This window comes from Nonomuraea monospora (assembly GCF_039531895.1).
GTDB classification, from domain to species: domain Bacteria; phylum Actinomycetota; class Actinomycetes; order Streptosporangiales; family Streptosporangiaceae; genus Nonomuraea; species Nonomuraea monospora.
In genome coordinates, this window is sequence record NZ_BAAAQX010000052.1 from 57,273 (window position 1) to 83,110 (window position 25,838).

Here is a 25,838-nt window from a genome sequence, read left to right on the forward strand (position 1 = left end):
TCTTGCCTTCAGTTCTGGATGAAGTTGAGGACGTCCTTGACCGTCTTCAGGTTCTTGAGCTGGTCGTCGGGGATCTCGACGCCGAACTCGTCCTGGGCGGCCACGGCGATCTCGACCATGGACAGGGAGTCGATGTCGAGGTCGTCCACGAAGCTCTTCTCGGGGGTGACCTCGGACGCCGGGATGCCCGTGATCTCGTTGATGATCTTGCCGAGGCCCGCGAGGATGTCCTGCTCGGTGGCAGCCATGTCGCTGTTTCTCCTTTGTGTTTCCGGGTTTCTGTGCGAACGGTGCCGCACAAGCCTGTAGGACGATCGGATCCTACGGTGTCCCCGCTGCGGGGCCACCACCAGGACCGATCGAAGTCTTAGGGGATCTCGATGACCTGACCCGCGTACGTCAGGCCCGCGCCGAAGCCGAGCACCAGCGCCAGGCCGCCCGACTGGACCTCGCCGCGCTCCAGCATGCGCGAGAGCGCCAGCGGGATCGAGGCGGCGGAGGTGTTGCCGGCGTTGACGATGTCGCGGGCGACGACGGCCTTCTCGGCGCCCAGTTTACGGGCGATGGCCTCGATGATGCGCAGGTTGGCCTGGTGCGGCACGAACGCGGACAGCTCCGAGGGGTCGACGCCCGCGCGGGAGCAGGCCTCCAGGGCCACCGGGTGCAGGGCGGTGGTGGCCCAGCGGAAGACCGTCTGGCCCTCCTGGTGGAGGGAGTCGTCGCGGTCCTTGATCTGGATGGCCTCGGACTTGTCGCCGGCGCTGCCCCACACCACAGGGCCGATGCCGGGCGTGTCGGACGGGCCGACCACCGCGGCGCCGGCGCCGTCGGCGAAGATCACAGCGGTGGACCTGTCGGTCCAGTCGACCCACTGCGACAGCTTCTCCGCGCCGATGACCAGCACGTTCCTGGCGGTTCCCGAGCGTACGGCGGAGTCGGCGGTGGCCAGCGCGTAGCAGAAGCCTGCGCAGGCGGCGTTCACGTCGAACGCGCCGGGCGAGTCGATGCCGAGGCGGTGCGCCACGACCGCGGAGGCGTTGGGGATCTGGGTCTCGAGCGTGCAGGTGGCCACGATCACCAGGTCGACGTCGTCGGGGGACAGGCCGCCGGCCGCCAGCGCCTTGCCGCCGGCGATGGTGGCCATGTCCTCGAGCGACTCGGTGGCCGGGGCGACCCGGCGCTCCTTGATGCCGACCCGGGACTGGATCCACTCGTCGTTGGTCTCCATGGTCTTGGCCAGGTCGTCATTGGTGACGACGTTCGACGGCTGGTAGTGGCCGAGGGCCAGCACCCTGCCGCCTGGGGCGATGTCGGGGATCCTCACGTGTTCAGCTCCCTGGCCGCGTCGAGGTCGTCTGGGGTCTTCAGCGCCACGGTCTGGACACCGCGCAGGCCGCGCTTGGCGAGGCCGGTCAGCGTGCCGCCGGGCAGCAACTCGATCATCTTGGTGACGCCGAGCCCGGCCATGGTCTCCATGCAGGCGTCCCACCTGACGGGGTTGCTGACCTGGTTGACCAGTCTCTGGAGGAATTCGGCGCCGCTGGCGACCGCCTGCCCGTCGGCGTTGGACAGCAGGGTGATCCTGGGGTCCGAGGGGACGACGTTCCAGGCGGCTTCGCGCAGGCTCTCGGCGGCGGGGGCCATGTGGTGCGTGTGGAAGGCACCCGCGACCGAGAGGGAGATCAGGCGGGCGCGGGCCGGCGCGTCCTCCTTGAACGCGGCCAGCTGCTCCAGCGTGCCGCCGGCCACGATCTGGCCGGCGCCGTTGATGTTGGCGGGGGTCAGGCCGTGCTTCTCGATGCCGGCCAGCACCTCTTCCGCCACGCCGCCGAGCACGGCGGTCATGCCGGTCTCGGTGACGGCGGCGGCCTTGGCCATGGCCTGGGCGCGCTCACGTACCAGGTGGAGCGCCTGCTCGGGGGTGAGCACCCCGGCGAGCGCGGCGGCGGCGAACTCGCCGACGCTGTGGCCGGCGAGCAGGTCAGGCGTCGCGCCGAGCGCCTCGGCGGCGGCCAGCGCGGCGGCTACGAGCAGGGGCTGCGCGACGGCGGTGTCGCGGATCTCGTCGGCGCCGGCGGTGGTGCCGTAGGCGACCAGGTCGATCCCGACGACGTCCGACCAGGAGCCCAGCCTGTCGGCCAGACCGGGCAGCTCAAGCCATGGAGTCAGGAAGCCCGGAGTTTGGGCACCTTGGCCCGGGGCGACGAGTACAAGCACAAAAACCACCTTGCCCTGTAGAACTTCGACACGCGGATGGAGATCCGTACGAACTTTGTCCTGGGTGATTTGTAGGAAACCTACAGTGGGGATTTCGGCACCATTACGTTAGGGCCCGCCACGTTACGGCGCTCTCCGAGAGCCTGCCCAGGATCAGGCCCACCTGGAGCGTGAACGCCGACCTGCCCTCGGTGGGCTGGTAGCCGGTCAGCTCCGTGATCTTCTTCAGCCGGTAGCGCACGGTGTTGGGGTGCACGAACAGCAGCCGCGCCGTCGCCTCCAGCGACGTGCCCTGCTCCAGGTACGTCGCGAGCGTGTCGAGCAGCGGGGTGCCCGCGAGCGGCAGGTACACGTTCTCGATGAGCTGCTCCCTGGCGTCGGCGTCGCCGTCGAGCGCCCGCTCGGCCAGCAAATCTTCGGCGTGCACCGGCCGGGGCGCGTCGGGCCAGCCGTAGGACGCCTTCAGCCCGGCCAGCGCGGCCCGCGCGGACCTGGCGGCGGCGTGCAGGTCGGGCACCTCGGGGCCGATGACGATGGGGCCCATGCCGAAGCGGGCCACGACCTGCTTGGCGGCGTCGTCCACGCTGCCCGCGCCGCCGACGATCACGATCAGCCGGTCGGCCTGCACCCCGGCGAGCAGGTCCATGCCGATGCGGCGGCCCTTCTCGCGCAGCCCGTCGATGACGGCGCGCGGGTCGTCGTCGGGGGCGTGGCCGGCGATGACGACCACGGGGGAGGAGGTCCAGCCGAGCGCGGCGGCCCAGGAGTGCAGGCCGTCGTCCACCTCGCCGCGCACCAGGGCGTCCACGATCAGCGCCTCCAGCCGCGCGTCCCACGAGCCCCTGGCCTCGGCCTCGCGGGCGTAGACGTGGGCGGCGGCGAAGGCCACGTCGCGCGTGTAGCGCAGCATGGCCTGCTGGAGCTGGTCCTCGCCGCCCGGCGCGGCCAGCTCGTCCGTCTGCGCCTCGACCACCTCGACCACGACACGGACGATGTCGACGGTCTGCTGCAGCGAGATGGAGCGCTTCAGCTCGCGCGGCGCGGTGCCGAAGAACTCGATGCTGGGGGTGGGACGGTCCTCGCCCGCGTGCTGGAACCACTCCACGAACGCGGCGATGCCGGCCTGGGCGACGAGCCCGACCCACGACCGGTCCTCGGCGCTGAGCGCCCTGAACCACGGGAGTTGATCGTCCATCCGCGCCATGGCCGCGGTGCCGAGCGAGCCCATGGCCCGCTCGAGCCTGCGTGTGGTGTCCTCCCGGGTCCGGTCTGTCACGTCTCCTAGAGTGCCAGGTCCCTCCGGATGTCCGGAACGGTGGTTCGTGCCTGTGCTAGATCACCGCCACGGCGGTGATCAGGCCGATGGCCAGGTGCGTCACCGCGAGCAGCCGCGCGCCGGGCTGCAGCTCCTGCTCCTTGACCAGATCCCGGACGGAGATCCCGACGACCCGGTCGAACGCCAGCATCGCCACCGTCTGCACCACGATGCCCACCAGCCCGAACACCGCCGTGCCCGCCAGCCCCTCGGCGAGCCGGCCGCCGGAGGCCCAGATGGAGGCGGCCACGATCAGGCCGACGGCGGCCAGGGCGGAGGTGGTCAGCAGGGTGGCGTTCGGGTTCCGCTCACTGCGGATGATCTCGCTCAGCTTGCCGGGGGTGGCCCAGTCGATCACGTAGAAGCCGACGATCATCAGGATCACGCCGACGGCGGCGTAGGCGGCGATGGCTCCCGCGCCGCGGGCGAGGGTTTCGAGAAGGGTCACGTAAGTTCCATTCGTGCAGGGGTGTAGGGATCAAAGCGCGATGCGGTGCGGGACGAACGAGGAGGTGTCGTCGGTGATGAGACCCGTCGTCTCCCTGATGCCCAGGCCGGCGGACTCGTCGGCGACCATCCAGGCGCCGAGCACCGGCCGCTGCCCCTCGAAGACGGGCAGGGCCTCGAAGCCCTGGAAGACGTACCCCTCGCGGCCGTAGCCGCCCGGCGTCTCCTGGGTGCCCTCGGGCGTGACGATCCGCATCGAGGCGCCCTCCCTGCCGAGCAGCGGCTTGGCGATGTAGGAGGTCAGGTCGCGGGGGCCGTCGAGGTAGGCGGGCAGCAGGTTCGGATGGCCGGGGTTGAGCTCCCACAGCACCGCCAGCAGCGCCTTGTTCGACAGCAGCGTCTTCCACAGCGGCTCGAACCAGGTGGCGTGCCTGACGGCGTGCCTGCCGAAGTCGTCGGCCAGCATCCACTCCCACGGGTAGAGCTTGAAGGCCGAGCGGATCACGCGGTCCTCGACGTCCACGAAGCGGTGGTTGAGTGAATCCCAGCCGATGTCCTCCATGGCGACGGCGACCGTGTGCAGGCCCGCCTGGTCGGCGGTCTCCTGCAGGTAGGCCACGGTCATGGCCTCCTCGCCCGTCTCGTCGGCGTTGGTGAACGCGAAGTGCGTCGGGCCCGGCGGCAGCCGCAGCCCCCGCCAGCGCTCGATGAGCCGCTCGTGGATGGAGTTCCACTGGTCGTCGCCGGGGAAGACGTCCTGCAGCCAGAACCACTGCACCACCGACGACTCCACCAGCGAGGTGGGCGTGTCGGCGTTGTACTCCAGCAGCTTGGCCGGGCCCGTGCCGTCGTAGCGCAGGTCGAAGCGGGCGTAGACGTAGGCGTCGCGGCGCTCCCACGAGCGCGCGACCTCCTCCCAGGCCCACTCGGGGATGGCGAAGTCGGCGAAGCGGCCGGTCGAGACCACGTGCTCGACGGCCCGCAGGCACATCTCGTGCAGCTCCTCGACCTGCCGCTCCAGCTCCTCGACCTCGTCCATCGACAAGACGTAATGCACGGACTCGTCCCAGTACGGCCTGCTCAGCCCGGACGGGTGGGCGGCGCGGTGGTAGGCCAGCCCCTGGCCCTCGATCGTCTTCTCCCAGCCTTCCCTGGGAGCGGCGTGCTCGCGGCGCATCGTCAGCTTCCGCCCGTCCAGCTCCGGCCGAAGCCGCCGCGCTGGATCTCCTTGCCGTTGCGGCTGGTGATCGTCACGTCGACGGGCTTGAGCGTGGTGCCGCCCTGGACCCGGTTGCCGACCCTGCGACCGCCGTAATACCACAGGTAAGCCCCGCGCGAGCCCGCGTAGTAGTGGCTCCCCCCGCTGCCGCCGTCGTCGTCGCAGTAGTCGTCGTCCACCACCTCGTAGGTGCCGTCCTCCAACTGGACGACGCAGTCGGCGGTGACCTCGTCGTCGTCCGCGACGGCGGCGCAGTAGCCGACCACCATCACCGACAGAACGCCGAGAACCACTAAGGGAACGACCTTGGACGATTTACGCGGCGGTGTCTTGGGCGCCTGCGGTGTTGCCATCAAACTCCTGCTTTCCTGGGCCGATCAGCCTAGCGGCGGCCCTTGTCCCCGTACAACGTGTAGTGCCCTGTGCTTGTCGTTCACTTGGGTATGAATGCACCCATGGATCCGGTCGAGGCCCTGCGCGAGATCGCCTTTCATCTGGAGCGCGCGGGCGAGCCCACGTACCGCGTGCGTGCCTTCCGCCGCGCCGCCGCGGTCGTGGACGAGCTGTCCCCCGATCAGCTCGCTCACCTGGCCCACAGCGGTGCGCTCGGCGACTTGCCCGGAATCGGGAAAGTCACCGCCCTTGTGATAAACGAAAGCCTCGATGGGCAGGTTCCGACCTACTTGCGAAGGATGCGGGCGACCGCCGGGGTCGAGCTCGACGACGAGACGGCCGAGCTGCGCGCCGCGCTCAAGGGCGACCTGCACAGCCACTCCGACTGGTCCGACGGCGGCTCGCCGATCGAGGAGATGGCCGAGGCGGCGCTCGCGCTCGGGCACGAGTACTGGGCGCTGACCGACCACTCACCGCGCCTGACCGTGGCCAAGGGGCTGTCGGCCGAGCGGCTGGAGCGGCAGCTCGACGTGGTGGCCAAGCTGAACGAGCGGCTGGCGCCGTTCAGGATCCTGACCGGCATCGAGGTGGACGTGAACCTCGACGGCTCGCTCGACCAGGAGCCCGAGCTGCTGGAACGGCTCGACGTGGTGGTCGCCAGCGTGCACTCCAAGCTGCGGATGGGCGGCGAGGAGATGACCCGCCGGATGGTCACCGCCATCGCCAACCCCCTCGTGGACGTGCTCGGCCACTGCACGGGGCGAGTGGTGCAGGCCGGCGGGAAGCGCGGGGTGAAGCGGCCCGAGTCGGAGTTCGAGGCGGAGCTGGTCTTCGAGGCGTGCCGCCGGTTCGGGGTCGCGGTCGAGATCAACTCCAGGCCCGACCGGCTCGACCCGCCGAAGCGGCTGATGCGGCTGGCGTACGAGATGGGGTGCGTGTTCTCGATCGACTCCGACGCGCACGCGCCGGGGCAGCTCGACTGGCAGCGGTACGGGTGCGAGCGCGCCGCCCGGTGCGGGATCGAGGCGGAGCGGATCGTCAACACCTGGCCGCTCGACCGGCTGATCGCCTGGACGCGCGAGGGTCCCGAGAACGGCGGGTAGGAAAAAACGGCGGGTCGTTGCGTAGCCGGAAACCCGGTTCGGGCGTACTCTCGCGGAGAGAAGCCTGGGGCAGTGGCCCAGGCGTGAGACTCCTGTGGCCCGGCGGTTAGGGGAGTGTGCCAGGGGCTGCCGAGCGCCCCGCGATTGTCGGTGGCGGCGCGTAGCGTTCCGGCTGTGAACCGTACCGACCGGCTCTACGCACTCGTCGAAGACCTGCGCGCCATCGCCCCCCGCTGCCGCTCCGCCCGCGAGCTGTCCCAGCGGTTCGAGGTGAGCGTGCGCACGATCGAGCGCGACATCACCGCGTTGCAGGAGTCGGGCGTGCCGATCTACGCGGAGCCGGGCCGCAAGGGCGGTTACGCCATCGACAAGAAGATGTCGCTGCCCCCGCTCAACTTCACCCCGGCCGAGGCTGTGGCCATCGCCGTGGCGCTCAGCCAGGCCGGTGACCAGCCGTTCGGGCGCCAGGCGCGCAGCGCCTTACGCAAGGTGGTGGCGGCCATGCCGGGGCCGGAGGGCGACCTGGCCAGGGAGCTGGCGCGGCGGGTGCAGCTCGTCCACCTGCCGCCCGAGCAGGGCAGCGAGATCCAGCCGCTCGGCGCGGAGGGCATCTCCAGGGCGATCGAGGAGGCGCTGCTGCGGCGGCGCGTGCTGCGCCTGGAGTACGCCGACGCCAAGGGCGCCATCACCTCGCGCGACGTGGAGCCGGGGGTGTTCTTGGGCGGGCGCGGCGGGTTCTGGTATCTCGTCGCGTGGTGCCGGCTCCGCGACGACGTGCGCGTCTTCCGCCTCGACCGCATCGCCGCCGCCACCGTCACCGCCGAGCGCTGCCCCGACCGGCCGCTCGAAGGCTTCGCCACCGACGTGCCCGAGATGGTCGTGCACGGCACTTTGCTCGATTAGTCAATCGAAAACACCGACATAGGGTTGTCGCCGACACGTTAGATCGTTGTCTTGTTCGAGAAACCGAGGAGATGACGATGGACAACACGGTGACCTGGTTCGAGGTCGCGACCGACGACCCAGAAGGCGCCGAACGGTTCTACGGCGGGCTGTTCGGGTGGTCGTTCACCGCCGGCGAGGGCCCGCTCGACTACCGGATGATCGGGTATCCGGGCGGCGAGCAGCCGGCGGGCGGGCTGTTCAACACCAAGGGCGAGTTCCCCGCCCACGCGGTCTTCCACGTGCGGGTGGCCGACGTCGAGGAGACCTGCGCCAAGAGCGAGTCGCTGGACGGCAAGGTGCTCATGAAGGTGATCGACGACGGCGCCGGCACCGACTTCGCCTATCTGCGTGACACCTCGGGCAGCGTCTTCGGAGTCTTCCACCGCAGGTGATGATCCGCTCGGCCGCCGGGAACGCGCCTTCCCCGCGACGACCCGGCCGCGAGCGGACCGCGTCCCCCTCCGGGAGCGGTTCACCCCTCGCCCTGGACACGCCGCCGATCGCCGAGCGGCGGCGCGTCCAGGGCCTCTTCCCGCGCCGCCACCGCCCTGCCTGCCACCGCCCTGCCTGCCGCGCCGCGCCACCCGGCGCCGGTGCGGCGAGCAGCCGCATGGTGGTGTCCGGCGCGACGCGTGCGGCGGGAACGGGCGGTGTCCGGCATGACGCGCGGGCATCAGTCCGGCGCAGACATGGCCGGACGGGCCAGGCCAGGGCTGGAAGGGGGCTAGAAGGCGGCGGCCGGTAGCCAGCGCTCCAGCAGCGCCCGGTCGCCGAACACGGTCAGGGCGTCGGGCGAGCGCCGCCCGTACAGCAGGAGCAGCAGGTCGCTCACCGGCCCGCGCACCGCGACGTCGCCCTTGGCGTGCCCGCGCGCCCACTCGATCCTCCCGGCGGGACCCTGCGTGATGGTCCACTCGCCATCGGCGTCGGTGGCGTGGAGGTGGATCGTGGCCCCCTCCGCGCCGAGCTCGGCCAGGGACCTGGTGACCCACACGGCCGACGGCAGGTTGTGCAGGAACTCCTCGACCCCGTCGATCGCGGTCGCCGCCGGGATCTCCGGGCCGGCGCCGAGCGCGAGCTCGGCGTCGGCCCGGTGCACCACCAGCTCGAAGAGCATGCGGCGCGGCCACCACGCCGCCCGCCTGTCCGGGCCCCACGTCCACACCTCCATGGACGGGTCGGTCGCCCGCAGCACCTCGGCCATCTCGGCGGCCCCCGCCGCCAGCCAGGCCGCGTCGCCGCTGCGCCCCTCGGCCAGCCCGCTGGGCACCTGCCGCGACCAGACGCGCTCCTGGACCCGGTTGCGCAGCATGTGCGCGGTCCAGCGGTGCGTCTGGCCGACGTGGGTGATCAGCTCGGCGAGCGTCCATCCCGGGCACGTGGGCACCGGGATGGACAGGTCGCCGGCCAGGGCCGCCAGCCGGGCGGCCTCCGTCTCGATCTGAGCGATCCGCGAGTGGTAGTCCTGGAAATCCGTCACCCGGCTCAGACTAGGCCGCCGGGCAGCTCGCGCCCTTGCCGGGCACCTTGCCGTCGAGCAGGTAGGCGTCCACGAGCCCCTGGACGCACTTGCTGCCCGACAGGTACGCGCCGTGCCCCTCGCCCTCGTACGTGACCAGCGTCGCGGTCTTGAGCTGGGCCGTCAGCTTCGGCGCCCACTCGTACGGCGTGGCCGGGTCGCCCTTGCCGCCCACCACCACGATCGGCGCGGACCCGGTGGCGTTCACGTGCCGCGCCTCGTCGCTGCCCTTGGCCGGCCACACCCGGCACAGCCCGCCCGAGCCCTCGCTGCCGAACAGCGGCGAGATCTTCAGCGCGGCCTCCTCTGTGCGCCGCAGCGTCGCCTCGTCGGGCCGTTCGGCGGTGTCGACGCAGGTGATGGCAGGGAAGCTGGTCATCTGCGTGGAGTAGGAGCCGTCGGGGCTGCGCCCGGTGTAGGAGTCGGCCAGGTACAGCAGCGCCTCGCCGTCGCCCTTCAGCGCCGCGCCCAGCGCCTCCTCCAGGAACGGCCAGGTCAGCTCCGAGTACAGCGCGGCGGCCACGCCCGTGGAGGCCAGGCCCTGGGTGAGCTGGCGGTTGCCGACCTTCAGCGGCTGCGCGGTGAGCTGGTTGAGCAGGTTCTCGACGTTGGTGTTGGCGGTGGCCTGGTCCTTGCCGATCGCGCAGGTCTCCTTCACGCAGGAGCGCAGGAAGCTCTCGTACGCCTTCTGGAAGCCGCGGGTCTGCGCCAGCGTGCGCTGCTCGAACGTGACCGTCGGGTCGAGCGGCGCGTCGAGCACCATGCGGCCCACGTTCTTGGGGAACAGGGTGGCGTAGACGCCGCCGAGCTGCGTGCCGTACGACATGCCGACGTAGTTGAGCTTGGGGTCGCCCACGGCGTCGCGGATGCGGTCCATGTCGCGGGCGGCGTTCACGGTGCCGACGTGGGGCAGGATCTTGCCGGACTTCTCCTGGCAGAGCGCGGCGAAGCGCTTGTTGGCCGCCGAGACCTGCCTGTCGGTCTCGTCGTCCGGCGGCAGCGTGTCGAGCGAGACGAACTTGTCCATCTCTGCGCCGTCGCCGCAGCGCACGCCGGAGCTGCGCTCGACGCCGCGCGGGTCGAAGCTGATCAGGTCGTAGCGGGCGCGCAGCGCCGTGAGCGCCTTGGCCGCCTGGTCGAGCGTGTCGACGCCGGACGCGCCGGGGCCGCCGAAGTTGAACACCACGGAGCCCAGCTTGTTCTTGCCCGTGGCGGGCAGCTTGATCAGCGCCAGGTCCAGTTTCTCGCCATCGGGCTCGGCGTAGTCGAGGGGCACCGCGAGCTTGCCGCACCGCACCGAGGCGTCCTGGCGGGCGGGCGGCTCGCCGTCGGGGCGCTTGATGTCCGTGCAGGCACCCCAGGCGACCTTGTCGGAGGCGGCAGTGGACTCGGCCGAGGGCCCCGAAGCGGGCTCGGCGGGCACTGTGGAGCAACCGGCGGCCGCCAGGAGCAGGGCGGCGGCTGTGACGCGACGCATGACGTACTTCCCCTCACATATCTCAGGGGGAAGTAGTGCCCACAATACGTGACCGTGCACCAAACCAGGGTGAGGCGGCACGTACCCCTCCTGAACGTGCCGCCTCACTAGGCCAAACGGCGCGGACGGCCGGATATGACGGGGCTCCCGCGAAAGATGTTCGCGGGAGCGCCCCTTCTGGATGACTCAGACGCCCATGGACTGGGTGTCGTTGCTCTCCGCGCCGCCGGCCTCGGTGACGCCGTTCTTCAGGTGGTACTTGGCGATCGCCTCGCGCAGCACCTCGCCGTCGAGCTCGCCCCGCTTGACCAGGCTGGTCAGCACGGCCAGCGTGATCGAGGCGGCGTCCACGTGGAAGTGGCGGCGCAGCGCCGAGCGGGTGTCGGACAGGCCGAACCCGTCGGTGCCCAGCGAGGACCAGTCACCCGGCACCCACTGCGCGATCTGGTCCTGGACGGCCTTCATGTAGTCGCTGACGCCCACGAACGGGCCCTGGGCCTGCGAGAGGACCTGGGTGACGTAGGGGACGCGGCGCTCGGCGTCCGGGTTGAGCAGGTTGTGCTCGTCGCACGCCAGCGCGTCGCGGCGCAGCTCCGACCACGACGTCGCCGACCACACGTCGGCCGACACGCCCCAGTCTTCGGCCAGCAGCCGCTGCGCCTCCATCGCCCACGGGCCCGCCACGCCGGAGGACAGGATGTTGGCCTTCGGGCCCTGCGTCTGCGGCGCGTCGGCGAACTTGTACAGGCCCTTGAGCAGGCCCTGCACGTCGAGGTTCGCCGGCTCGGCGGGCTGGACGTAGGGCTCGTTGTAGACGGTGAGGTAGTAGAAGACGTTCTCCTGCTCCTCGCCGTACATGCGGCGCAGGCCGTCCTTGACGATGTAGGCGGTCTCGTAGGCCCAGGACGGGTCGTAGGAGACGGCGGCCGGGTTCGTCGAGGCGATGAGCGGCGTGTGGCCGTCCTCGTGCTGCAGGCCCTCGCCGTTCAGCGTGGTGCGGCCGGCCGTGGCGCCCAGCAGGAAGCCGCGCGTCATCTGGTCGGCCATCTGCCACATCTGGTCGCCGGTGCGCTGCCAGCCGAACATCGAGTAGAAGATGTAGATCGGGATCATGTGCTCGCCGTGCGTGGCGTACGACGTGCCGGCCGCGGTCGTGGACGCCATCGACCCGGCCTCGTTGATGCCCTCGTGCAGGATCTGACCGACGGTCGACTCCTTGTACGACAGCAGCAGCTCGCGGTCGACGGCCTCGTACGTCTGGCCGTGCGGCGAGTAGATCTTCGCGCTCGGGAACATGGCGTCCATGCCGAACGTGCGCGCCTCGTCGGGGATGATCGGCACGAACCGCTTGCCGATCTCCTTGTCGCGCATGAGGTCCTTCAGCAGCCGGACGAAGGCCATGGTGGTGGCCACCTGCTGCTTGCCCGAGCCCTTGGAGAACTGCTTGTAGACCTCGTCGCCGGGAAGCTGCAGCGGCTTGGCGCGCACGACCCGCTTGGGCAGCACGCCGCCGAGCGCCGCGCGGCGCTCCTTCATGTACTGGATCTCGGGGTCGTTCTCGCCCGGGTGGAAGTACGGGGGCAGGTCGCCCTCCAGGGCCGAGTCGGGGATCGGCAGGTAGAGCCGGTCCCTGAACTCCTTCAGCTCGGCCTTGGTGAGCTTCTTCATCTGGTGGGTGGCGTTGCGCGCCTCGAAGTCCTTGCCCAGCGTCCAGCCCTTGATGGTCTGGGCGAGGATCACCGTCGGCTGGCCGACGTGCTCGCGGGCCGCCTTGAACGCCGCGTACACCTTGCGGTAGTCGTGGCCGCCGCGCGACAGCTTGCGGATGTCGTCGTCGGTGAGGTGCTCGACCATCTTGCGCAGGCGCGGGTCGGAGCCGAAGAAGTTGTCGCGGATGTAGCCGCCGGTCTCGACCGAGTAGGTCTGGAACTGGCCGTCGGGCGTGGTGTTCATCTGGTTGACCAGCACGCCGTCGACGTCGGCCGCCAGGAGCGGGTCCCAGTCGCGGCCCCAGACGACCTTGATGACGTTCCAGCCGGCGCCGCGGAAGTACGACTCCAGCTCCTGAATGATCTTGCCGTTGCCGCGTACCGGGCCGTCGAGCCGCTGCAGGTTGCAGTTGATCACGAACGTGAGGTTGTCGAGCTCCTCGCGCGCGGCCAGGCCGATCGCGCCGAGCGACTCCGGCTCGTCCATCTCGCCGTCGCCCAGGAACGCCCACACGTGGCTGCGGCTGGTGTCCTTGATCTCGCGGTTGAGCAGGTAGCGGTTGAACCGCGCCTGGTAGATCGCGCCGATCGGGCCCAGGCCCATCGAGACCGTCGGGAACTCCCAGAAGTCCGGCATCAGGCGCGGGTGCGGGTAGGAGGGCAGGCCGTGGAAGCCGTGCGACAGCTCCTGGCGGAACGCGTCGAGCTGCGCCTCGTTGAGCCGGCCCTCGAGGAAGGCGCGGGCGTAGATGCCCGGCGCCGCGTGCCCCTGGAAGAAGACCTGGTCGCCCGACTCGCCGTGGTCCTTGCCGCGGAAGAAGTGGTTGAAGCCCACCTCGTACAGGGAGGCGGCCGAGGCGTAGGTGGCGATGTGACCACCCACGTTGGTGCGGGCGTTGGCCCTGGACACCATGACGGCCGCGTTCCAGCGGATATAGGCGCGGATGCGGCGCTCGACGTGCTCGTCACCCGGGAACCAGGGCTCGCGCTCCGGCGGGATCGTGTTGATGTAGTCGGTGCTGCGCAGGCCCGGCACGCCGACCTGGTGCTCGCGGGCGCGCTCGAGCATGCGGAGCATGAGGTAGCGGGCTCTGGTGCGGCCTTCGGTCTTGACGACGTTGTCGAGAGACTCGAGCCACTCGTTGGTCTCGCTGGGGTCGACATCAGGCAGCTGGCTGGGTAGGCCGTCGCTGATGATCGAGAATCGCTGGCGTCCGGAAGCCACTGGGTCTCGCCTTCCGAGATGGACTGATGTCTGGTCTTGGGTCGCCTTCCATCCTGGTCGCTAGCCGTAGAAAACGCATCTCTACTGGCCGGTAACCAGAGTGTCCCTGCTGGCAGGGCCATCTACGATGGCCTAGACCACCGATGGTAGGACGAATCGGTACCAAAGGTTACATCGCGGGAGCAATTTAACAAGACAGGAAAACGGACGAAATTTCGCTCGAATCCATGATGCGCCCGGGATGCGTCCCTCGGTAGCTCCTAGCCTCCCCGGAGGGAGGCTTGTCACTCGCGGCGGGCGAGTCTAGCCGTCGTGGGTGGAGGGGGAGTGGTGTGGGCCTGAAGTGGCGCGTCGCGGGGAGCCTGGGCCGCCCTGGTAACACGTCACCTATGACACGTCCTTCGTCCGCCTTGCGCCTTGATCGTTTTCGCCCTCCGCGCCTGCGTCCTCTCCTCCAGTACTGTGCGGCCGGTCCTGGGCGGCCGGTCCTGGGCGGCGTCCACACCTTCAGTGCCGCGTCGCGTCCTCACGTAGCGTTGCCATGCGGTGGCGGGGCGCCCTCGCGGGGCGCCTCCGCGCACGCCCTGGCCCCCGTGTCGGGTAACGATCTGGTCATCATTTGAGCTCCCCCGCCGCCCACGGCAAAACTTCGGAATCGCTCTTTTCGTCCGGCTATCGGCGTACCAATGTGGGAGGTATGAATGCGACGGTTGGCGACCGGCTCCTGATGCACGGGAATACCGTTGGCGAAAGGGACCGGGGCGGCGTAATCACGGAGGTGCAGGGCACGAACGGCGGGCCTCCGTACGTGGTGCGGTTCGACGACGGCCACACTGGGCTGGTGTTTCCCGGCCCCGATGCCGTGGTCGTGCCTAAGTAGGATTTCCGTGTGAGATCTGAAATCATCTCCGTGACCACGGGTTCGCGAGAGACGGTGCACGACATCACGGCCGAATGCGCCGATTTCGTCCGTGCCCAGGGTGAGGACGGGCTGCTGCACGTCTTCGTGCCGCATGCGACGGCGGGCATCGCGCTGCTCGAGCTGGGGTCGGGCAGCGACGACGACCTGCTGGCGGCCCTGGGCGACCTGCTGCCGGCCGACGACCGCTGGCGTCATGCCCACGGATCGAAGGGGCACGGCAGGTCACACGTGATGCCCGCGCTGATCCCGCCGTACGCGACCATCCCCGTACTGGGCGGGCGAATGGCGCTGGGCACGTGGCAGTCGGTCGCGTTGATCGATCTGAACGTCGACAACCGGCAACGCCAGGTTCGCCTGTCGTTTTTGTCTGATTGATTCTGACCGACTACGGCCGTACCCGTGGCGACCGTTGACGACTGAGGGTCACAGCGTGTGGACTGTGCCGAAGCGATAAACCGCATAAGCGGGGCCACTCAAGCAGGAGGGATAAACGTGAGCGCGACCGCGGGTCAGGCGCAGGGCGAGCGCGGCCTGGCCGAACGACTCGGCCTCAAGTCGGGTCAGGTGGTGCAGGAGATCGGTTGGGACGAGGACGTCGACGACGAGCTTCGCGAGTCCATCGAGGACCTGACCGGCAACGAGCTGCTGGACGAGGACAGTTACGACGTCGTGGACGTCGTGCTGCTGTGGTGGCGCGACGGCGACGGGGACCTCTTCGACGCTCTCACCAACGCCATGCGAGCACTCGCCGATGGTGGCCAGATCTGGCTGCTGACTCCCAAAGCGGGGCGCGAGGGCCACGTGGAGCCGAGCGACATCGGGGAGGACTCCACGACGGCTGGCCTCTCGCAGACGAGCAGCATCTCGGCCGCACCCGACTGGTCCGGGACCAGGCTCGTCCCGCCGAAGGGCAAGAGGTAGGGAGCCTGAGCGCCTGCCGTACGGCAGGATGATGGCTGTGAACGCACATCCTGCCGAGGTCGGCGCCCTGGCTCCGGATTTCGAGCTGCAGGACCAGCACGGCACCCCGGTGAGCCTGTCACGGCTCCGGGGCGAGAAGGTCGTGCTGGTCTTCTACCCGCTGGCGTTCAGCGGGACCTGTTCCAGCGAGCTGTCCGCCCTGCGCGATCAACCGATCGAGGGCGCGCGGCTGCTGACCGTCTCCGTCGACTCCGTCTTCACGCATCGTGCCTGGGCGGATCGCGAGGGTTACACGTTCTCCCTGCTCTCTGATTTCTGGCCACACGGACAGGTCGCGCAGGCGTACGGTGTGTTCGATGAGGCGAAGGGGCTCGCTCAGCGGGGGACCTTCATCATCGACGGCGAGGGCGTGATCCGGTGGTCGGTGGTCAATCCGATCTCCTCCGCACGCGACGTCGCCGACTACATCAAGGCACTCGCCGATATTTCATGACTTCGTTCCTCGTGACTTTCGGAGGGAAGGATGCCCTGCTACCGCTGCGGGGCCCGGCAGACGGACCCGGTGCGCGGCGCCAGCCCGTGGCAGCGCGGGGTGCGCAACGAGTCCCAGGTGCTGATCTGCCCGGACTGTCAACGGCTGCACGACCTCGACCTCGACTCCTGCTCCACCTGCGGGTCCACGGCGCTCATCTGCCGGCTGGGCGAGGTGGAGTGCCGGTCCTGCGGGGCGGTGTGGCTGGCGCGCACGTCCGAGACCCTGGACCCGGCTCCGGTGGCACCGCCGCCTGGGCTGTCGGCTGAGGTCGAGGCGGCGCTCAACCGGGTGCTGGGACGGGCCTGAGTCGCTCTGTGAGCCTGATGCGGGGCTCGCGGGGTTCCATGGGGTCTTCCGTCCTGCCCCGGGGGCTCACGGGGGGTCTGGGGGCGTGTGAGCGCTTGGGGCGCCGTCGTCCATGCCTGTCCTGGATCGGCCCTGGACTGGACCCGGACTGAATCTGGACCGGCTGTGCGCCGACTCTGGATCAGCCCTGCGCCGAACCTGGATCGAGTCTTGGCCCGTACGGGATCTGGTCGGGAGCGGGCCTGGACCGGCCCTGGAGCCGGTCTGGACCTGAGCCGCCGCAGAGGGCGTGGGGCGGTTTTGCTGGGAGACACAGGGAGAGGCGCGATCTTAAGGCCCCCAGCCCCCAGCGCCCAGCCCCAGCCCCAGCCCCAACCCTCAGCTCCAGCCCTCAGCTCCAGCCCCAGCCCTCAGCCCCAGCCCTCAAGCGGCCAGGCTCCCAGCCCCACGCCCTCAGCCCAGCACCCCGCCCCCGGCGCCCAGGTGTCCACGCGTCGATGCGACCCCCATGCAGCCACCACACACGGGACATCAAGGCGACACAGCCACCCACCATCCATCCCCACGCTCCAGACCTCCCCACCCCTTTCCGCACATTTACTGAGCTGCGCTATCGTCTCCTTCCGTGTCCGCTATGAGTTCGTTCGTCGTCGCGCTCGATGTCGGTGGCACGTCCATGAAGGGCGGCCTGGTCAGCGAGTCCGGCGCGGTGCTGCTGAGCGAGCGGCGCCCGACCCCCCGAGCCGAGGGCCCGGAAGCGGTCGTGGCGGCGATCTCCGACTTCATCAGCCACCTGGCCGCCTCAGGCGACGGCAACCCGGCCGGCGTCGGCCTCGCCGTCCCCGGCCTGGTGACGGACAGCACGGCCGTCTACGCGGCGAACCTCGGCTGGCGCGACGTCCCGGCCACCAGCTTCACCACCCTGGACATCCCGGTCATACTCGGCCACGACGTCCGCACGGGCGGCCTGGCGGAGAGCACCCTCGGCGCCGGCCGCGGCCTCACGGACTTCCTTTTCCTCCCCATCGGCACAGGCATCGCCGGCGCCTCCATCATCCGCGGCGAACCGTACGGCGGCTCCTCGGGCTGGGCCGGCGAGATCGGCCACACCCCGGTCTTCCCGGACGGCGAGCAGTGCGCGTGCGGCCAGTTCGGCTGCCTGGAGACGTACGCCTCGGCCGCCTCGGTCGGCCGCCGCTACAGCCAGCGCGCCGGCGTGGAGGGCGTCAAGGCCGAACAGGTCGTCTCCTCGGACGACCCCATCGCCATAGAGGTCTGGGACGAAGCCGTCGAGGCCCTCTCGCTGGCCCTGGCCACGTACACACTGCTGCTCGACCCCTCGGTCATCGTCCTCGGCGGCGGCCTCGCCGAAGCCGGCCCCGCCCTCTTCGACCCCGTACGCACCCGCCTCATCAACCGCCTCGCCTTCCGCGAAGCACCCCCACTCGTCCCGGCCGCCCTGGGCGTGGACGCAGGCATGCTCGGCGCGTCCCTGCTGGGCTGGCGCGCGGCAGGCCGACCTGAGCTGGGGCCCGGGTGGGCGGTGGATGTGCGATCGGGGCCGTTGGTGTCGTAAGGTGTAGTGCCGATCAGGGGCGGTTAGCTCAGCGGTAGAGCACTCGCCTTACAAGCGAGGGGTCACTGGTTCGAACCCAGTACCGCCCACCAGCAAGGACGTCCAGTCTGCGATCTTGGAAACTGCGTCTGAGTGACTAAGTGAGTGACTAGCTCCCGAAGATCTTGTCCATCGCCGCAGCTCCTTGCATGATCACGGGCCTGATCTGGTGCCGGTAGACCGTCTCGGTGACCACCGTGTTGGAGTGGCCGACCAGGCGCGAGATGTCTTCGATCGCGACGCCGGAGTCCGACAGCACGGACACAAAGCTGTGCCGCAGTTCGCGAGGCGACCACTCCCGTCCGGTGAGTCCGGCCGCCTCCACGACCTTCCGGAAGTCGCGCCGTACGTTGTGCGCCGTGACGGGAGTGCCCGTGCGTGTGCAGAACACGAGATCCATGGCCTTCCAGCGGTCTCCCGCCTTCTCCTGCGCGATGTCCTGGGCATCCTTGAGCAGTCGCAGCGCGGCCACGCAGCGCTGGGGCAGCTTGAGCGACCGCCGGGACCTGACGGTCTTGGTGTCACCCTTCTGCCGGACGGACCGCCAGACGTAGACCGCGAACTCGTCGTGCTCCCAGCCCACCTGCGCGACCGGTAGCCACGCGGTACGGGCCTGGTCGTACGCCACGACGTGCGACCAGAGGAGCGCCCTCAACTCCTCCGTGCGAGCACCGATCAGCAGGGAGAGGACGATGTAGGCTCGCATGCGCTCGCCGCCCTGTTCCGCCTGTGTGAGGACGGCGAGAGCTTGGGCCAGCGTCAGGGCCTTGGAGGGACGACCGGCCCGTCCCTCTGGGATGTCGCAGAGATCCACGACGTTCCGCTTCACCTTGTCTCGGCGCATCGCGCTCTTGACCGACCGGTTGAGGATGTCGTGGATCAGCTTGAGCGATCGGGTGCCCAACTCGCTGGTCTTGCCAGCGAGCCACTTGTCTACGTCCTCCACGGACAGATCGCGTAGCTTGCGAGCCCCGAGAGCAGGGATCACATGCTTGCTGGCGTAGGTGTTGTACATCTTGACCGTGGCGTCCGACCGTGCGCCGAGGCCGTGCTCCAGCCAGTAGCGCACCGCGTCGGCCACGGTGTAGTTGGTCGGCGCGATGGCGAGGCCGTCCTCGTAGTCGCGAATGATCTCTTTGAGTTTGGCCTTGGCTTCGGTCTTGGTCTTGCCGCTGGCCTTCTTGACGATGCGCTTGCCCGCCGGGGTGTAGCCGACCGTCACCGAGGCGATCCAGCGTTGCCGCTGCTCGTCCCAGTGCAGGCCGCCGTCTCCTCGGCTGCGTCGTTCGGTCATGAAGCCTCCTGTTCGAGTAGGGCGATGTAGTCCTCTATGGCTGAGGCGGGGATGAGCCGGGTGCGCCCCTGCGTGACGGAGCGCAGCCGCCCGGAGCGGAGGAGTTCGTAGATCGCGCTGCGGCTGAGGCTGAGCAGATGCATGGCGTCGCAGACGCGGTAGAGCCGCCGCTCGTGGGCGGGTAGAGGTGGGGTCATTCAGCGGCGCGCTGGGCCGCAATGTGACGGGCGGTCGCGACGTTCTGGCGAATGTGTTCGGCCATGATCGCTTCGCCGGGGGTGTGGCCGATTCCGGCGAACCGCCAGTGGCCCAGGACGAGGGTGGTGGCGTCGCCGAGGGCGGGCAGGCCGTGGCGGTCACGGGCTTCGGCGGCGCGGTGGGCGGCGCGGGCGTTGCGCAGGTCGGTGAGATTAAGCGAGTAGGCGCGGCTCTTGCTGGAGAAGTGGCCCCGGAAACCGAGCATGTGCGCCCACGGGCGGAGGCGAAGTGCCCGGAACTCGGGACGAGCGCCGAGGTCCCAGCAGGTACGGATCATGCGGCGGGCATGGTCAGTGACGGGCAGGGCGTCCAGGCTGAGGCCGGGCTTGAGGCCGCTGCCGTGGCAGTGCCCGCAGACGGTCATCAGGTGCAGTCGTCCGCGTCCGGCGCAGGCCCGGCAGGACAGGCGGTAATCGACGGTGCCGGAGGCTTCGGCACCCTTGGTGGCGTACTTGGCGATGTAGGAGGCGACGGCGCGTTCGCTGAGCCCGTCGGCGTCGGGGTCGAACAGGATGGGGCGGATGTCGAGCTGATCGCCCCAGGCGAGGGTCCACCGGCCGAGATCGCTCGCGGGGGTGGCGACGGTGACCTGACGAACGGCGGGCGGGACAGCTTGAGTGAGCAGGTGGTGGTCGGCCCAGTCGGGTGGCGGTTGGTCCGGTCCGTCAGGGCCGTCGAGTCGGATGATGGCGTGGAAGTGGATCAGGCCGCGCCGCTGGTACTCGGCGACCTTGGCGAAGGACACCTTCACGTGTTCGGCGAAGGTGCGGCGGCTCATCCCCGTCTGGTGGGCGAGTTCTTGCCGCAGGAAGAGGGTGAAGCGGTGCCACAGTGCGCCCGCGTGGGCTTGCCAGAGCACCGCGCCGGGGTAGTCGTAGCAGCCGGGGCAGAGGGGTTGGCCGAGTCGTTCGTCGTGGGGTTCGTGCCGTAGGTGGCAGCCGATCGCCCGCCCGTGCTCGCAGTGGGTGTCGTGCTTGCGGGGACGGCAGGCGCGGCCGTTGCGATGGGAGTGGACGGAGCCGAAGGAGGGTGCGGTCAGGGTGACGAACGCGCGGGGGTGTGCGCTGACCGTCTCGGGGACGCCCTTGCCGCCGGACAGGCCAGCCCGAATCAGGTGGAAGGTGTCGGCCTGGTAGGTCTGGGAGCAGGCCGGGCAGACCGAGGCCCGCCGGTTGCCGCAGGCCACCAGGAGATGCCCGGATGGTTCGCAGTCCGTGGTGTAGCTGTGCAGGACCTCGCCGGTACCTGCATTCACGATCATGGATTGTCCGGTCAGGTGCACCGGGTGGGAGCAGCCGCCGGTCGCGGCGACCATGGAGCGCCACCGCTCATAGCCGGGCGCGTTGACCAGGCGGGCGAGATCGGCCAGCCACTCGCCGCCGAACGGCTGATCATCGTGCCGTTCCGTCTTGCTCAAAGGGCACCACCTCCTTGTTTGACATCCTGTACTACATGTTGACAGACATGGCGACGTACGTCAACCTGTAGTACAAGTAGTCTTGAAAGTTTTACCAAGGAAGGCGCAGCATGCAGAGCAGCATCGAGGACAAGGACGCCCGCTGGCGCGTCATCGCCACCGACCTACGGGCCGCCATCCTGGACGGCCGCTACGCACCCGGCGGCGCACTGCCCAGTGAGCCTGAACTCGTCCGCACCTACGACGTCTCCCGCCCCACCGTCCGCAAGGCCATCGACACCCTGGTCTCCGAAGGACTGGCCTACGTCATGCGCGGACGCGGCTCGTTCGTCCGCCCCATGCCCGAACGCCGCGCCATCATGATCACCGACCGGGACCGGCCCGACCTCGCTGCTCCCGGCAACCACCCCGACGTGCAAGAGTTCGGCTGGGACCTCGCCCTGCGCGACGCCGATCCTGACGCTCCGCTGTTCACCGGCGAGAAGATCACCGCCAACCGCGACATCGCGATCATGCTCAGCGTCCGCCCCGGCCACCCGATCATCCACCGCCGCAGCATGTGGCACCGGGGCCACACCGCCGTCATCCATGGGGCATCAGCCCGCCTGGAGATCAACTCCTACACCAACGCCGACATGCTTCCCGACTGGGACGATCCCAAGCGTCACGCTCAATATCGCAAGCGTCCCGCCTTCTTCTACCAGTCCCTCGTTCGCGAGCACGGCCCGGTCCGCTGGATGACCCTCACCAGCGCCCGCATCGCTTACGAAGACGAACGCGTCGTGCTCGGCATGGACTACGCCGAGGCCGTTCTGCTCATCCGCCGCACCATGGCCCACCCCAACGGCCACCCCATCGAGGTCACCGAGGTCAAGGCCCCCGCCAACCGCTACGAGATCGGCTACCACCGCGAGCTTGCCGACGACGCCGAAGCCGCTCTGACGCAGCAGGAACTCAGCGGCAACGGCATTGACCTCGTGATCTAGACGGCATGCGGTTCGTTGAACTGGCTCAGAGTTTCTTTACTGGTTCAAGGGCTCGCTGCGCTCGCCACGGGGCCGCCCGCCCGCTTAGCGGTCTGGCGGGCTTGCGCGTGCGGCCTGGGGGCCGTTCGCGCCCGCCACCGCACGCGGGCCGCCGGCCCCGCCGATGAGTATCGTGCGATGAGCATGCAAGAGCCTGCCGCCCCGCTTCCGGTGCTCGGGCCTGAAGGCCCTGTGCTCCGGGTCGGGTTGCCATCGATTCGCCCGGGTTGCTGCCTGCGGTGGTGTCCGGATGAGGTGCAGGAGTTACTTCAGCCGGGTCTCCGCCTCCAGGTTCGCGGCCAGTTCGGTCAACGTCTCCCCGCAACGGACGTTGGACAGGCTGCTTGCGTCAGGAACCGGGCTCCTGCGCATGGCCACCCAGCCTCCGGCCAGGTCCTGGATCCGCCATGCCGGGTAGGCTCTGATCAACTGCTCCAAGGTCACGCGCACGGCGGCGCTCCGGTGACCTGCGTAGGGAACGGGTGAGCCTTCCGCAGCTGGGCGTAGCGCAGTGCGATGCGGTCGGCGGCCCGAGCAGGGTCGATGAACGGATGCCAGGCGTAGATGACTCGCTGGCGCCGCGCATCCCACGCCGATCGCCACCAGTACCGCCCACCGTGACACCAGACCACCAGTCCGACCCAGACGGACACCAGGGCCAGGCCGTAGCCGTCGTGCACGTCTACGGAGACGTTTTGAGAGGCGAGAGCGTTCGCCAGGGCGGCGGCGGCGTGTTCCTCGGCCGTAAGAGGTCGGGTCGGCGGTTGCATGAGCGGACTCCCATCACGTGCGGAGATGACGTAGCGTGACGGTATGTGTGGGCTGAGCTGCTAGGCCGGAAAGAAATTCCGGGGTCCGTCGTAGGCGTCCGCTCAGGATGAGGGCATGCGGGGAATGACGAGCAACCTGTCCATCGGCCAGCGAGTGGCCTGGTACCGGCGACGACGAGGAATGTCCCAAGACGTTCTGGCCGGGTTGGTGGGACGGACCACTGATTGGCTGAGCAAGGCCGAGAACGATCGCATCACCTTGGACCGGCTGTCGGTCATCAAGTCATTGGCGAACGCCTTGGACGTGTCTCTCGGTGATCTGCTGGCTGAGCCGCAGTTGTTCGAGTGGACGGATGAAAGCGGCGATCGGACGATTCCCGCACTGCGGGCGGCGATCACCGACTATCGGCAGCTTTCCCCGATGGCCGAGTTGATCGTCAACGCGGAGCCGCCGAGCCTGACCGCGTTGACGAGCGCCATTGACGAAGTGTGGCGGGCGTACCAGGGAGCCAAGTACAGCTATGCCATACGGGTTCTTCCGGGGCTGATCGGCGAAGCTCACCACGCGGCACGTGTCGGTGCGGGCGATACGCGCCTGTCAGCGCTGGGCGTGCTCGGGCAGGTGTATCACGCTGCTGCCAGCATCCTGACCAAGGTGGGCGAGGCTGATCTCGCATGGATCGCTGCCGAGCGGGGCCTGACCTTCGCGCGGGAATCCGGCGATCAGCTCATCACGGCCTCATTGCTGCGCTGTGTCACGCACGCATTGCTGGCCAACGGCCGGTACGCGGCAGCCAAGCAGCTCACCGTGGACGCCGCCGAACTGCTGTCTCCCGGCCTTCCGCTCGCCACGCCTGAACTGCTGTCGGTGTACGGGACGCTGTACCTCGCCGGGGCGATGGCGGCAGCGCGAGACGAGGACCGGGAAGCGACGCGTGCGTTCCTCGCCGAGGCGTGGGAGTCGGCGGCGCGGCTGGGCAGGGACGCCAACTACGTGTGGACGGCCTTCGGGCCGACGAACGTCCGCATCCACGAGGTGGCGACGGCGATCGAACTGGGAGACACCCAAGTCGCCGTGAATGTCGGGCCGAGATTGGATACCAGCGGGCTTCCGATCGAGCGTCGCGCTCGCCATGGTCTCGCCGTGGCGCACGCCTACAGCTTGCGGAACCGTACCGACGATGCCCTGACGGCGCTGCTGGAGGCTGAGGCCATCGCGCCCGAGCAAGTACGCCATCACTACCTCAGCCGCCAGCTCACGATGTCTTGGATCAGGAGGCAGAAAGGCAAGCCCGGCTTCCAACTCGCCTCGCTCGCCCGGCGTCTGAACATCGTGTGAGAGCTGGCCTTGTGGCGTAAGGTCGAGGCCGTGAACGATCAGGAGGCCGCGCGGTTCGCTCAGGCCCGCGCTGCCGCTGGAGTGCTGTTCTTCGATGACGGCGGGCGTGTGCTGCTCGTCCGGCCCACGTACAAACCGTATCTGGACATCCCAGGCGGGTACGTCGAGCCGGGGGAGACTCCTTATGAGGCTTGCGTCCGGGAGGTAAGCGAAGAGCTGGGCATCCAGCCGACCATCGGCCGTCTTCTCGTGGCCGATTGGGCACCTCTCCCGCAGGAGGGCGACAAGGTCCTGTTCGTGTTCGATGGCGGCATCCTGGACGACGAGGAGATCAAGCAGATCAGGTTCGCCGACAAAGAGCTGAGCGCCTATTTGTTCCGTCGTGTTGACGAGCTGGACGGCCTGATGATCGAGCGTCTTGCCCGTCGTCTCAAGGCGGCTGTCATCGCCCGTGAGCAGGGCGAGACCATCTACCTGGAGCACGGCAGAACCGTCCCCGCTGAGTGACTATCTAGGTGACAACGGCCTGGGACGAGCACGGACGGCGGGGGATTCGGGTGGAGCGTTCGCCGAGGTGAGACCTCGAATCATCCGAGATCCCACCTTCTCCTGGCGAGCCTTACAAGCGAGGGGTCACTGGTTCGAACCCAGTACCGCCCACCCAGGTCAGACCCCCTTCTTGGGACGCGGGTGAAGATCGGACACGGGAGTCTGGATCTCTGCGATCCGCTCGCCGAGTTCGTCAAGCACGACCTTGTGCCCGTGGTGGAGCCCGGTCACCTTTCATCCGAGCACGATCGGTAGCCGCGACACGATGTGGTGTCGTAGCGCTGGAACCTCTGACGCCGGTCGGCTTCCTGGTGTCGGCGTATCGGCCGTCGTTGACAGCGTCCGCCACCGCATCCTGTAGCGCCTCTGCAGGATCAGGCGCCACGAGGCTGTGTCCGCACCTGCTGGGGGAGTATGTCCGTGAAAACGGGGGAGCGCGATCGTTACTCACTTGCCTCCACGAGCAGGGTTACGCCTACTCAGTCCCAGGCGTGAAGACATTCGTCGCGTGCAAGCCGCCGGCGATAGACGGGTAGGTGCTGCGGAACGCGGCTGTTCTCTAGCTTCCCACTCGCCGGTTGCGGACCCACCATTGAGGGTCAGGCCAGGAGCGTAGGCGCTCCTCGGAGTCCCCGTGATGGCGAACGTACAGACGCCAGCTTGTCGCGATCAGGTCGTCGAGCCAGAGTCGGCCAATGACCGCAGGCTGGCCGCCGGTGACGAACGGGAGCTCTGCGCCGATGACCTCAGGAAGCCGGCGGGGGTCGCCGCCGAAGGCGATCAAGAGGGCGTGTATGAGCCGCCTGATCTCGCCGGGCGTCGGGCTGGCCTTGCGCAGTGCCGGCATGGCGAACACAAGCAGCCTGAGCAACTGTATGGACGCCATGGGCAGTTCGCCCGAGTCCCCTCGTGCGTTGACATCGCGCCAGAATCGCTTCTCGTCGGGGCCCGGGAGCAGATCGAGGAGATCTGCGAGGTGCCGCAGGTCGGAATCTGAAGGAGTGTCCACCGATCGAGCGTGCATGGGTGGGTGCTGATGGGCAAGAGGGGTGAGGCGCTACAGCCGGTCCCATACAGCGGGTTGCCTTTACCCGTCGCCGACGCCTTGCGGGAACGGGCGCCACAAGGGCATGACTGCACCTGTCGGGAATGCATGTCCATCTGGAACGGCGGCAACGCGATCGTTCGGTACGGAACCTGTCAATTTGATCAAGGCAGTTGAGCTGGGCTAATTCTGTGTCGTCTTCTCTGTGGCGTCCTTCGGTTCGTTGGTCTTGGGCTTGTTGATCCAGGCGGGGCCGGGCAGGTCGGGCGGGGT

The 25,838-nt window shown here is 69.0% G+C and carries 28 protein-coding genes and 1 tRNA gene; 14 read left to right on the plus strand and 15 right to left on the minus strand.

Annotated elements, in window-relative coordinates:
• Window positions 1–8: 8 nt before the first annotated feature.
• From ABD331_RS54870 to ABD331_RS54900, 7 genes are all read right to left on the minus strand, one after another.
• Complete coding sequence (locus ABD331_RS54870) at window positions 9–248, minus strand: acyl carrier protein (protein ID WP_344494500.1); 240 nt, start codon at window positions 246–248, stop codon at window positions 9–11.
• Between the two features lie 119 nt (window positions 249–367).
• Window positions 368–1,324, minus strand: a complete 957-nt coding sequence (locus tag ABD331_RS54875) for a beta-ketoacyl-ACP synthase III (protein WP_344494502.1) — start codon at window positions 1,322–1,324, stop codon at window positions 368–370.
• The gene (locus ABD331_RS54880) at window positions 1,321–2,217 is read right to left on the minus strand and encodes an ACP S-malonyltransferase (protein ID WP_344494504.1); all 897 of its coding nucleotides are present in this window, start codon (window positions 2,215–2,217) and stop codon (window positions 1,321–1,323) included. The genes ABD331_RS54875 and ABD331_RS54880 overlap by 4 nt, the downstream gene beginning before the upstream one ends.
• A 103-nt stretch (window positions 2,218–2,320) precedes the next feature.
• Window positions 2,321–3,445, minus strand: coding sequence for a PucR family transcriptional regulator (locus tag ABD331_RS54885; protein ID WP_344494550.1), 1,125 nt, complete (start codon window positions 3,443–3,445; stop codon window positions 2,321–2,323).
• A gap of 103 nt (window positions 3,446–3,548) precedes the next feature.
• The gene (locus ABD331_RS54890) at window positions 3,549–3,980 is read right to left on the minus strand and encodes a DUF350 domain-containing protein (RefSeq protein ID WP_344494505.1); all 432 of its coding nucleotides are present in this window, start codon (window positions 3,978–3,980) and stop codon (window positions 3,549–3,551) included.
• A gap of 30 nt (window positions 3,981–4,010) precedes the next feature.
• Window positions 4,011–5,156, minus strand: a complete 1,146-nt coding sequence (locus tag ABD331_RS54895; RefSeq protein ID WP_344494507.1) for a glutathionylspermidine synthase family protein — start codon at window positions 5,154–5,156, stop codon at window positions 4,011–4,013.
• Between the two features lie 2 nt (window positions 5,157–5,158).
• Window positions 5,159–5,491: a hypothetical protein gene (locus tag ABD331_RS54900; protein WP_148442324.1), complete on the minus strand. Its 333-nt coding sequence runs from the start codon at window positions 5,489–5,491 to the stop codon at window positions 5,159–5,161.
• Between the two features lie 162 nt (window positions 5,492–5,653).
• On the opposite strand from ABD331_RS54900, the gene ABD331_RS54905 reads away from it, so the two are divergent.
• From ABD331_RS54905 to ABD331_RS54915, 3 genes are all read left to right on the plus strand, one after another.
• Window positions 5,654–6,694, plus strand: a complete 1,041-nt coding sequence (locus ABD331_RS54905) for a PHP domain-containing protein (RefSeq protein WP_344494510.1) — start codon at window positions 5,654–5,656, stop codon at window positions 6,692–6,694.
• Window positions 6,695–6,868: 174 nt separating this feature from the next.
• Window positions 6,869–7,597: a helix-turn-helix transcriptional regulator gene (locus ABD331_RS54910; protein ID WP_344494512.1), complete on the plus strand. Its 729-nt coding sequence runs from the start codon at window positions 6,869–6,871 to the stop codon at window positions 7,595–7,597.
• A 77-nt stretch (window positions 7,598–7,674) separates the two neighbouring features.
• A complete protein-coding gene (locus ABD331_RS54915; protein ID WP_344494514.1) occupies window positions 7,675–8,031 on the plus strand; it encodes a VOC family protein in 357 nt (118 codons plus the stop codon).
• A gap of 80 nt (window positions 8,032–8,111) precedes the next feature.
• On the opposite strand, the gene ABD331_RS54920 is transcribed toward ABD331_RS54915, so the two are convergent.
• The 4 genes from ABD331_RS54920 to aceE form a co-directional block, all read right to left on the minus strand.
• Entirely contained in the window at window positions 8,112–8,300 is a 189-nt protein-coding gene (locus ABD331_RS54920; protein ID WP_344494516.1) for a hypothetical protein, read from the minus strand.
• 63 nt (window positions 8,301–8,363) lie between these two features.
• On the minus strand, window positions 8,364–9,119 hold the full coding sequence (locus ABD331_RS54925; protein ID WP_344494518.1) for a maleylpyruvate isomerase family mycothiol-dependent enzyme: 756 nt from the start codon (window positions 9,117–9,119) through the stop codon (window positions 8,364–8,366).
• Window positions 9,120–9,129: 10 nt separating this feature from the next.
• Window positions 9,130–10,635 carry an alpha/beta hydrolase gene (locus tag ABD331_RS54930; RefSeq protein WP_344494520.1) on the minus strand — a complete coding sequence of 502 codons (1,506 nt, stop codon included), beginning with the start codon at window positions 10,633–10,635 and terminating at the stop codon, window positions 9,130–9,132.
• Between the two features lie 186 nt (window positions 10,636–10,821).
• On the minus strand, window positions 10,822–13,569 hold the full coding sequence (aceE, locus tag ABD331_RS54935; protein WP_344494522.1) for a pyruvate dehydrogenase (acetyl-transferring), homodimeric type: 2,748 nt from the start codon (window positions 13,567–13,569) through the stop codon (window positions 10,822–10,824).
• A 697-nt stretch (window positions 13,570–14,266) separates the two neighbouring features.
• Between aceE and ABD331_RS54940 the strand changes: the two genes are divergently transcribed.
• The 7 genes from ABD331_RS54940 (at window position 14,267) to ABD331_RS54970 (ending at window position 17,921) form a co-directional block, all read left to right on the plus strand.
• The gene (locus ABD331_RS54940) at window positions 14,267–14,449 is read left to right on the plus strand and encodes a DUF1918 domain-containing protein (protein ID WP_148442331.1); all 183 of its coding nucleotides are present in this window, start codon (window positions 14,267–14,269) and stop codon (window positions 14,447–14,449) included.
• Between the two features lie 9 nt (window positions 14,450–14,458).
• Window positions 14,459–14,866 carry a secondary thiamine-phosphate synthase enzyme YjbQ gene (locus ABD331_RS54945; RefSeq protein ID WP_344494525.1) on the plus strand — a complete coding sequence of 136 codons (408 nt, stop codon included), beginning with the start codon at window positions 14,459–14,461 and terminating at the stop codon, window positions 14,864–14,866.
• Window positions 14,867–14,983: 117 nt separating this feature from the next.
• A complete protein-coding gene (locus ABD331_RS54950) occupies window positions 14,984–15,412 on the plus strand; it encodes a DUF3052 domain-containing protein (RefSeq protein WP_148442333.1) in 429 nt (142 codons plus the stop codon).
• Window positions 15,413–15,443: 31 nt separating this feature from the next.
• Complete coding sequence (locus tag ABD331_RS54955) at window positions 15,444–15,905, plus strand: peroxiredoxin (protein WP_148442357.1); 462 nt, start codon at window positions 15,444–15,446, stop codon at window positions 15,903–15,905.
• Between the two features lie 30 nt (window positions 15,906–15,935).
• Window positions 15,936–16,253, plus strand: coding sequence for a hypothetical protein (locus ABD331_RS54960; RefSeq protein ID WP_344494528.1), 318 nt, complete (start codon window positions 15,936–15,938; stop codon window positions 16,251–16,253).
• A gap of 634 nt (window positions 16,254–16,887) precedes the next feature.
• Entirely contained in the window at window positions 16,888–17,829 is a 942-nt protein-coding gene (locus tag ABD331_RS54965; RefSeq protein ID WP_344494530.1) for an ROK family protein, read from the plus strand.
• 17 nt (window positions 17,830–17,846) lie between these two features.
• Window positions 17,847–17,921: transfer RNA gene (locus ABD331_RS54970), tRNA-Val, on the plus strand.
• 56 nt (window positions 17,922–17,977) lie between these two features.
• Here ABD331_RS54970 and ABD331_RS54975 read toward each other — a convergent pair.
• Genes ABD331_RS54975 through ABD331_RS54985 form a run of 3 tightly spaced genes read right to left on the minus strand, consistent with a single transcriptional unit; the run spans window position 17,978 to window position 20,837 of the window.
• Window positions 17,978–19,162, minus strand: coding sequence for a site-specific integrase (locus tag ABD331_RS54975; protein WP_344494532.1), 1,185 nt, complete (start codon window positions 19,160–19,162; stop codon window positions 17,978–17,980).
• Complete coding sequence (locus ABD331_RS54980; protein ID WP_344494534.1) at window positions 19,159–19,359, minus strand: helix-turn-helix domain-containing protein; 201 nt, start codon at window positions 19,357–19,359, stop codon at window positions 19,159–19,161. Before ABD331_RS54980 ends, ABD331_RS54975 begins: the two co-directional genes overlap by 4 nt.
• The gene (locus ABD331_RS54985; RefSeq protein WP_344494536.1) at window positions 19,356–20,837 is read right to left on the minus strand and encodes a replication initiator; all 1,482 of its coding nucleotides are present in this window, start codon (window positions 20,835–20,837) and stop codon (window positions 19,356–19,358) included. The genes ABD331_RS54980 and ABD331_RS54985 overlap by 4 nt, the downstream gene beginning before the upstream one ends.
• A 110-nt stretch (window positions 20,838–20,947) precedes the next feature.
• Here ABD331_RS54985 and ABD331_RS54990 point away from each other — a divergent pair, with 110 nt between their 5' ends.
• Complete coding sequence (locus ABD331_RS54990) at window positions 20,948–21,823, plus strand: GntR family transcriptional regulator (RefSeq protein ID WP_344494538.1); 876 nt, start codon at window positions 20,948–20,950, stop codon at window positions 21,821–21,823.
• Window positions 21,824–22,126: 303 nt separating this feature from the next.
• Here the strand turns inward: ABD331_RS54990 and ABD331_RS54995 are convergent, their stop codons facing one another.
• On the minus strand, window positions 22,127–22,312 hold the full coding sequence (locus tag ABD331_RS54995) for a hypothetical protein (protein ID WP_344494540.1): 186 nt from the start codon (window positions 22,310–22,312) through the stop codon (window positions 22,127–22,129).
• Window positions 22,313–22,747: 435 nt separating this feature from the next.
• Between ABD331_RS54995 and ABD331_RS55000 the strand changes: the two genes are divergently transcribed.
• The 3 genes from ABD331_RS55000 to ABD331_RS55010 all read left to right on the plus strand — a co-directional run bounded on the left by ABD331_RS55000 (window position 22,748) and on the right by ABD331_RS55010 (window position 25,517).
• Complete coding sequence (locus ABD331_RS55000) at window positions 22,748–23,971, plus strand: helix-turn-helix domain-containing protein (RefSeq protein ID WP_344494542.1); 1,224 nt, start codon at window positions 22,748–22,750, stop codon at window positions 23,969–23,971.
• Between the two features lie 30 nt (window positions 23,972–24,001).
• On the plus strand, window positions 24,002–24,478 hold the full coding sequence (locus tag ABD331_RS55005; RefSeq protein ID WP_344494544.1) for an NUDIX domain-containing protein: 477 nt from the start codon (window positions 24,002–24,004) through the stop codon (window positions 24,476–24,478).
• A 679-nt stretch (window positions 24,479–25,157) separates the two neighbouring features.
• On the plus strand, window positions 25,158–25,517 hold the full coding sequence (locus tag ABD331_RS55010) for a hypothetical protein (RefSeq protein ID WP_344494546.1): 360 nt from the start codon (window positions 25,158–25,160) through the stop codon (window positions 25,515–25,517).
• Window positions 25,518–25,838 lie beyond the last annotated feature (321 nt).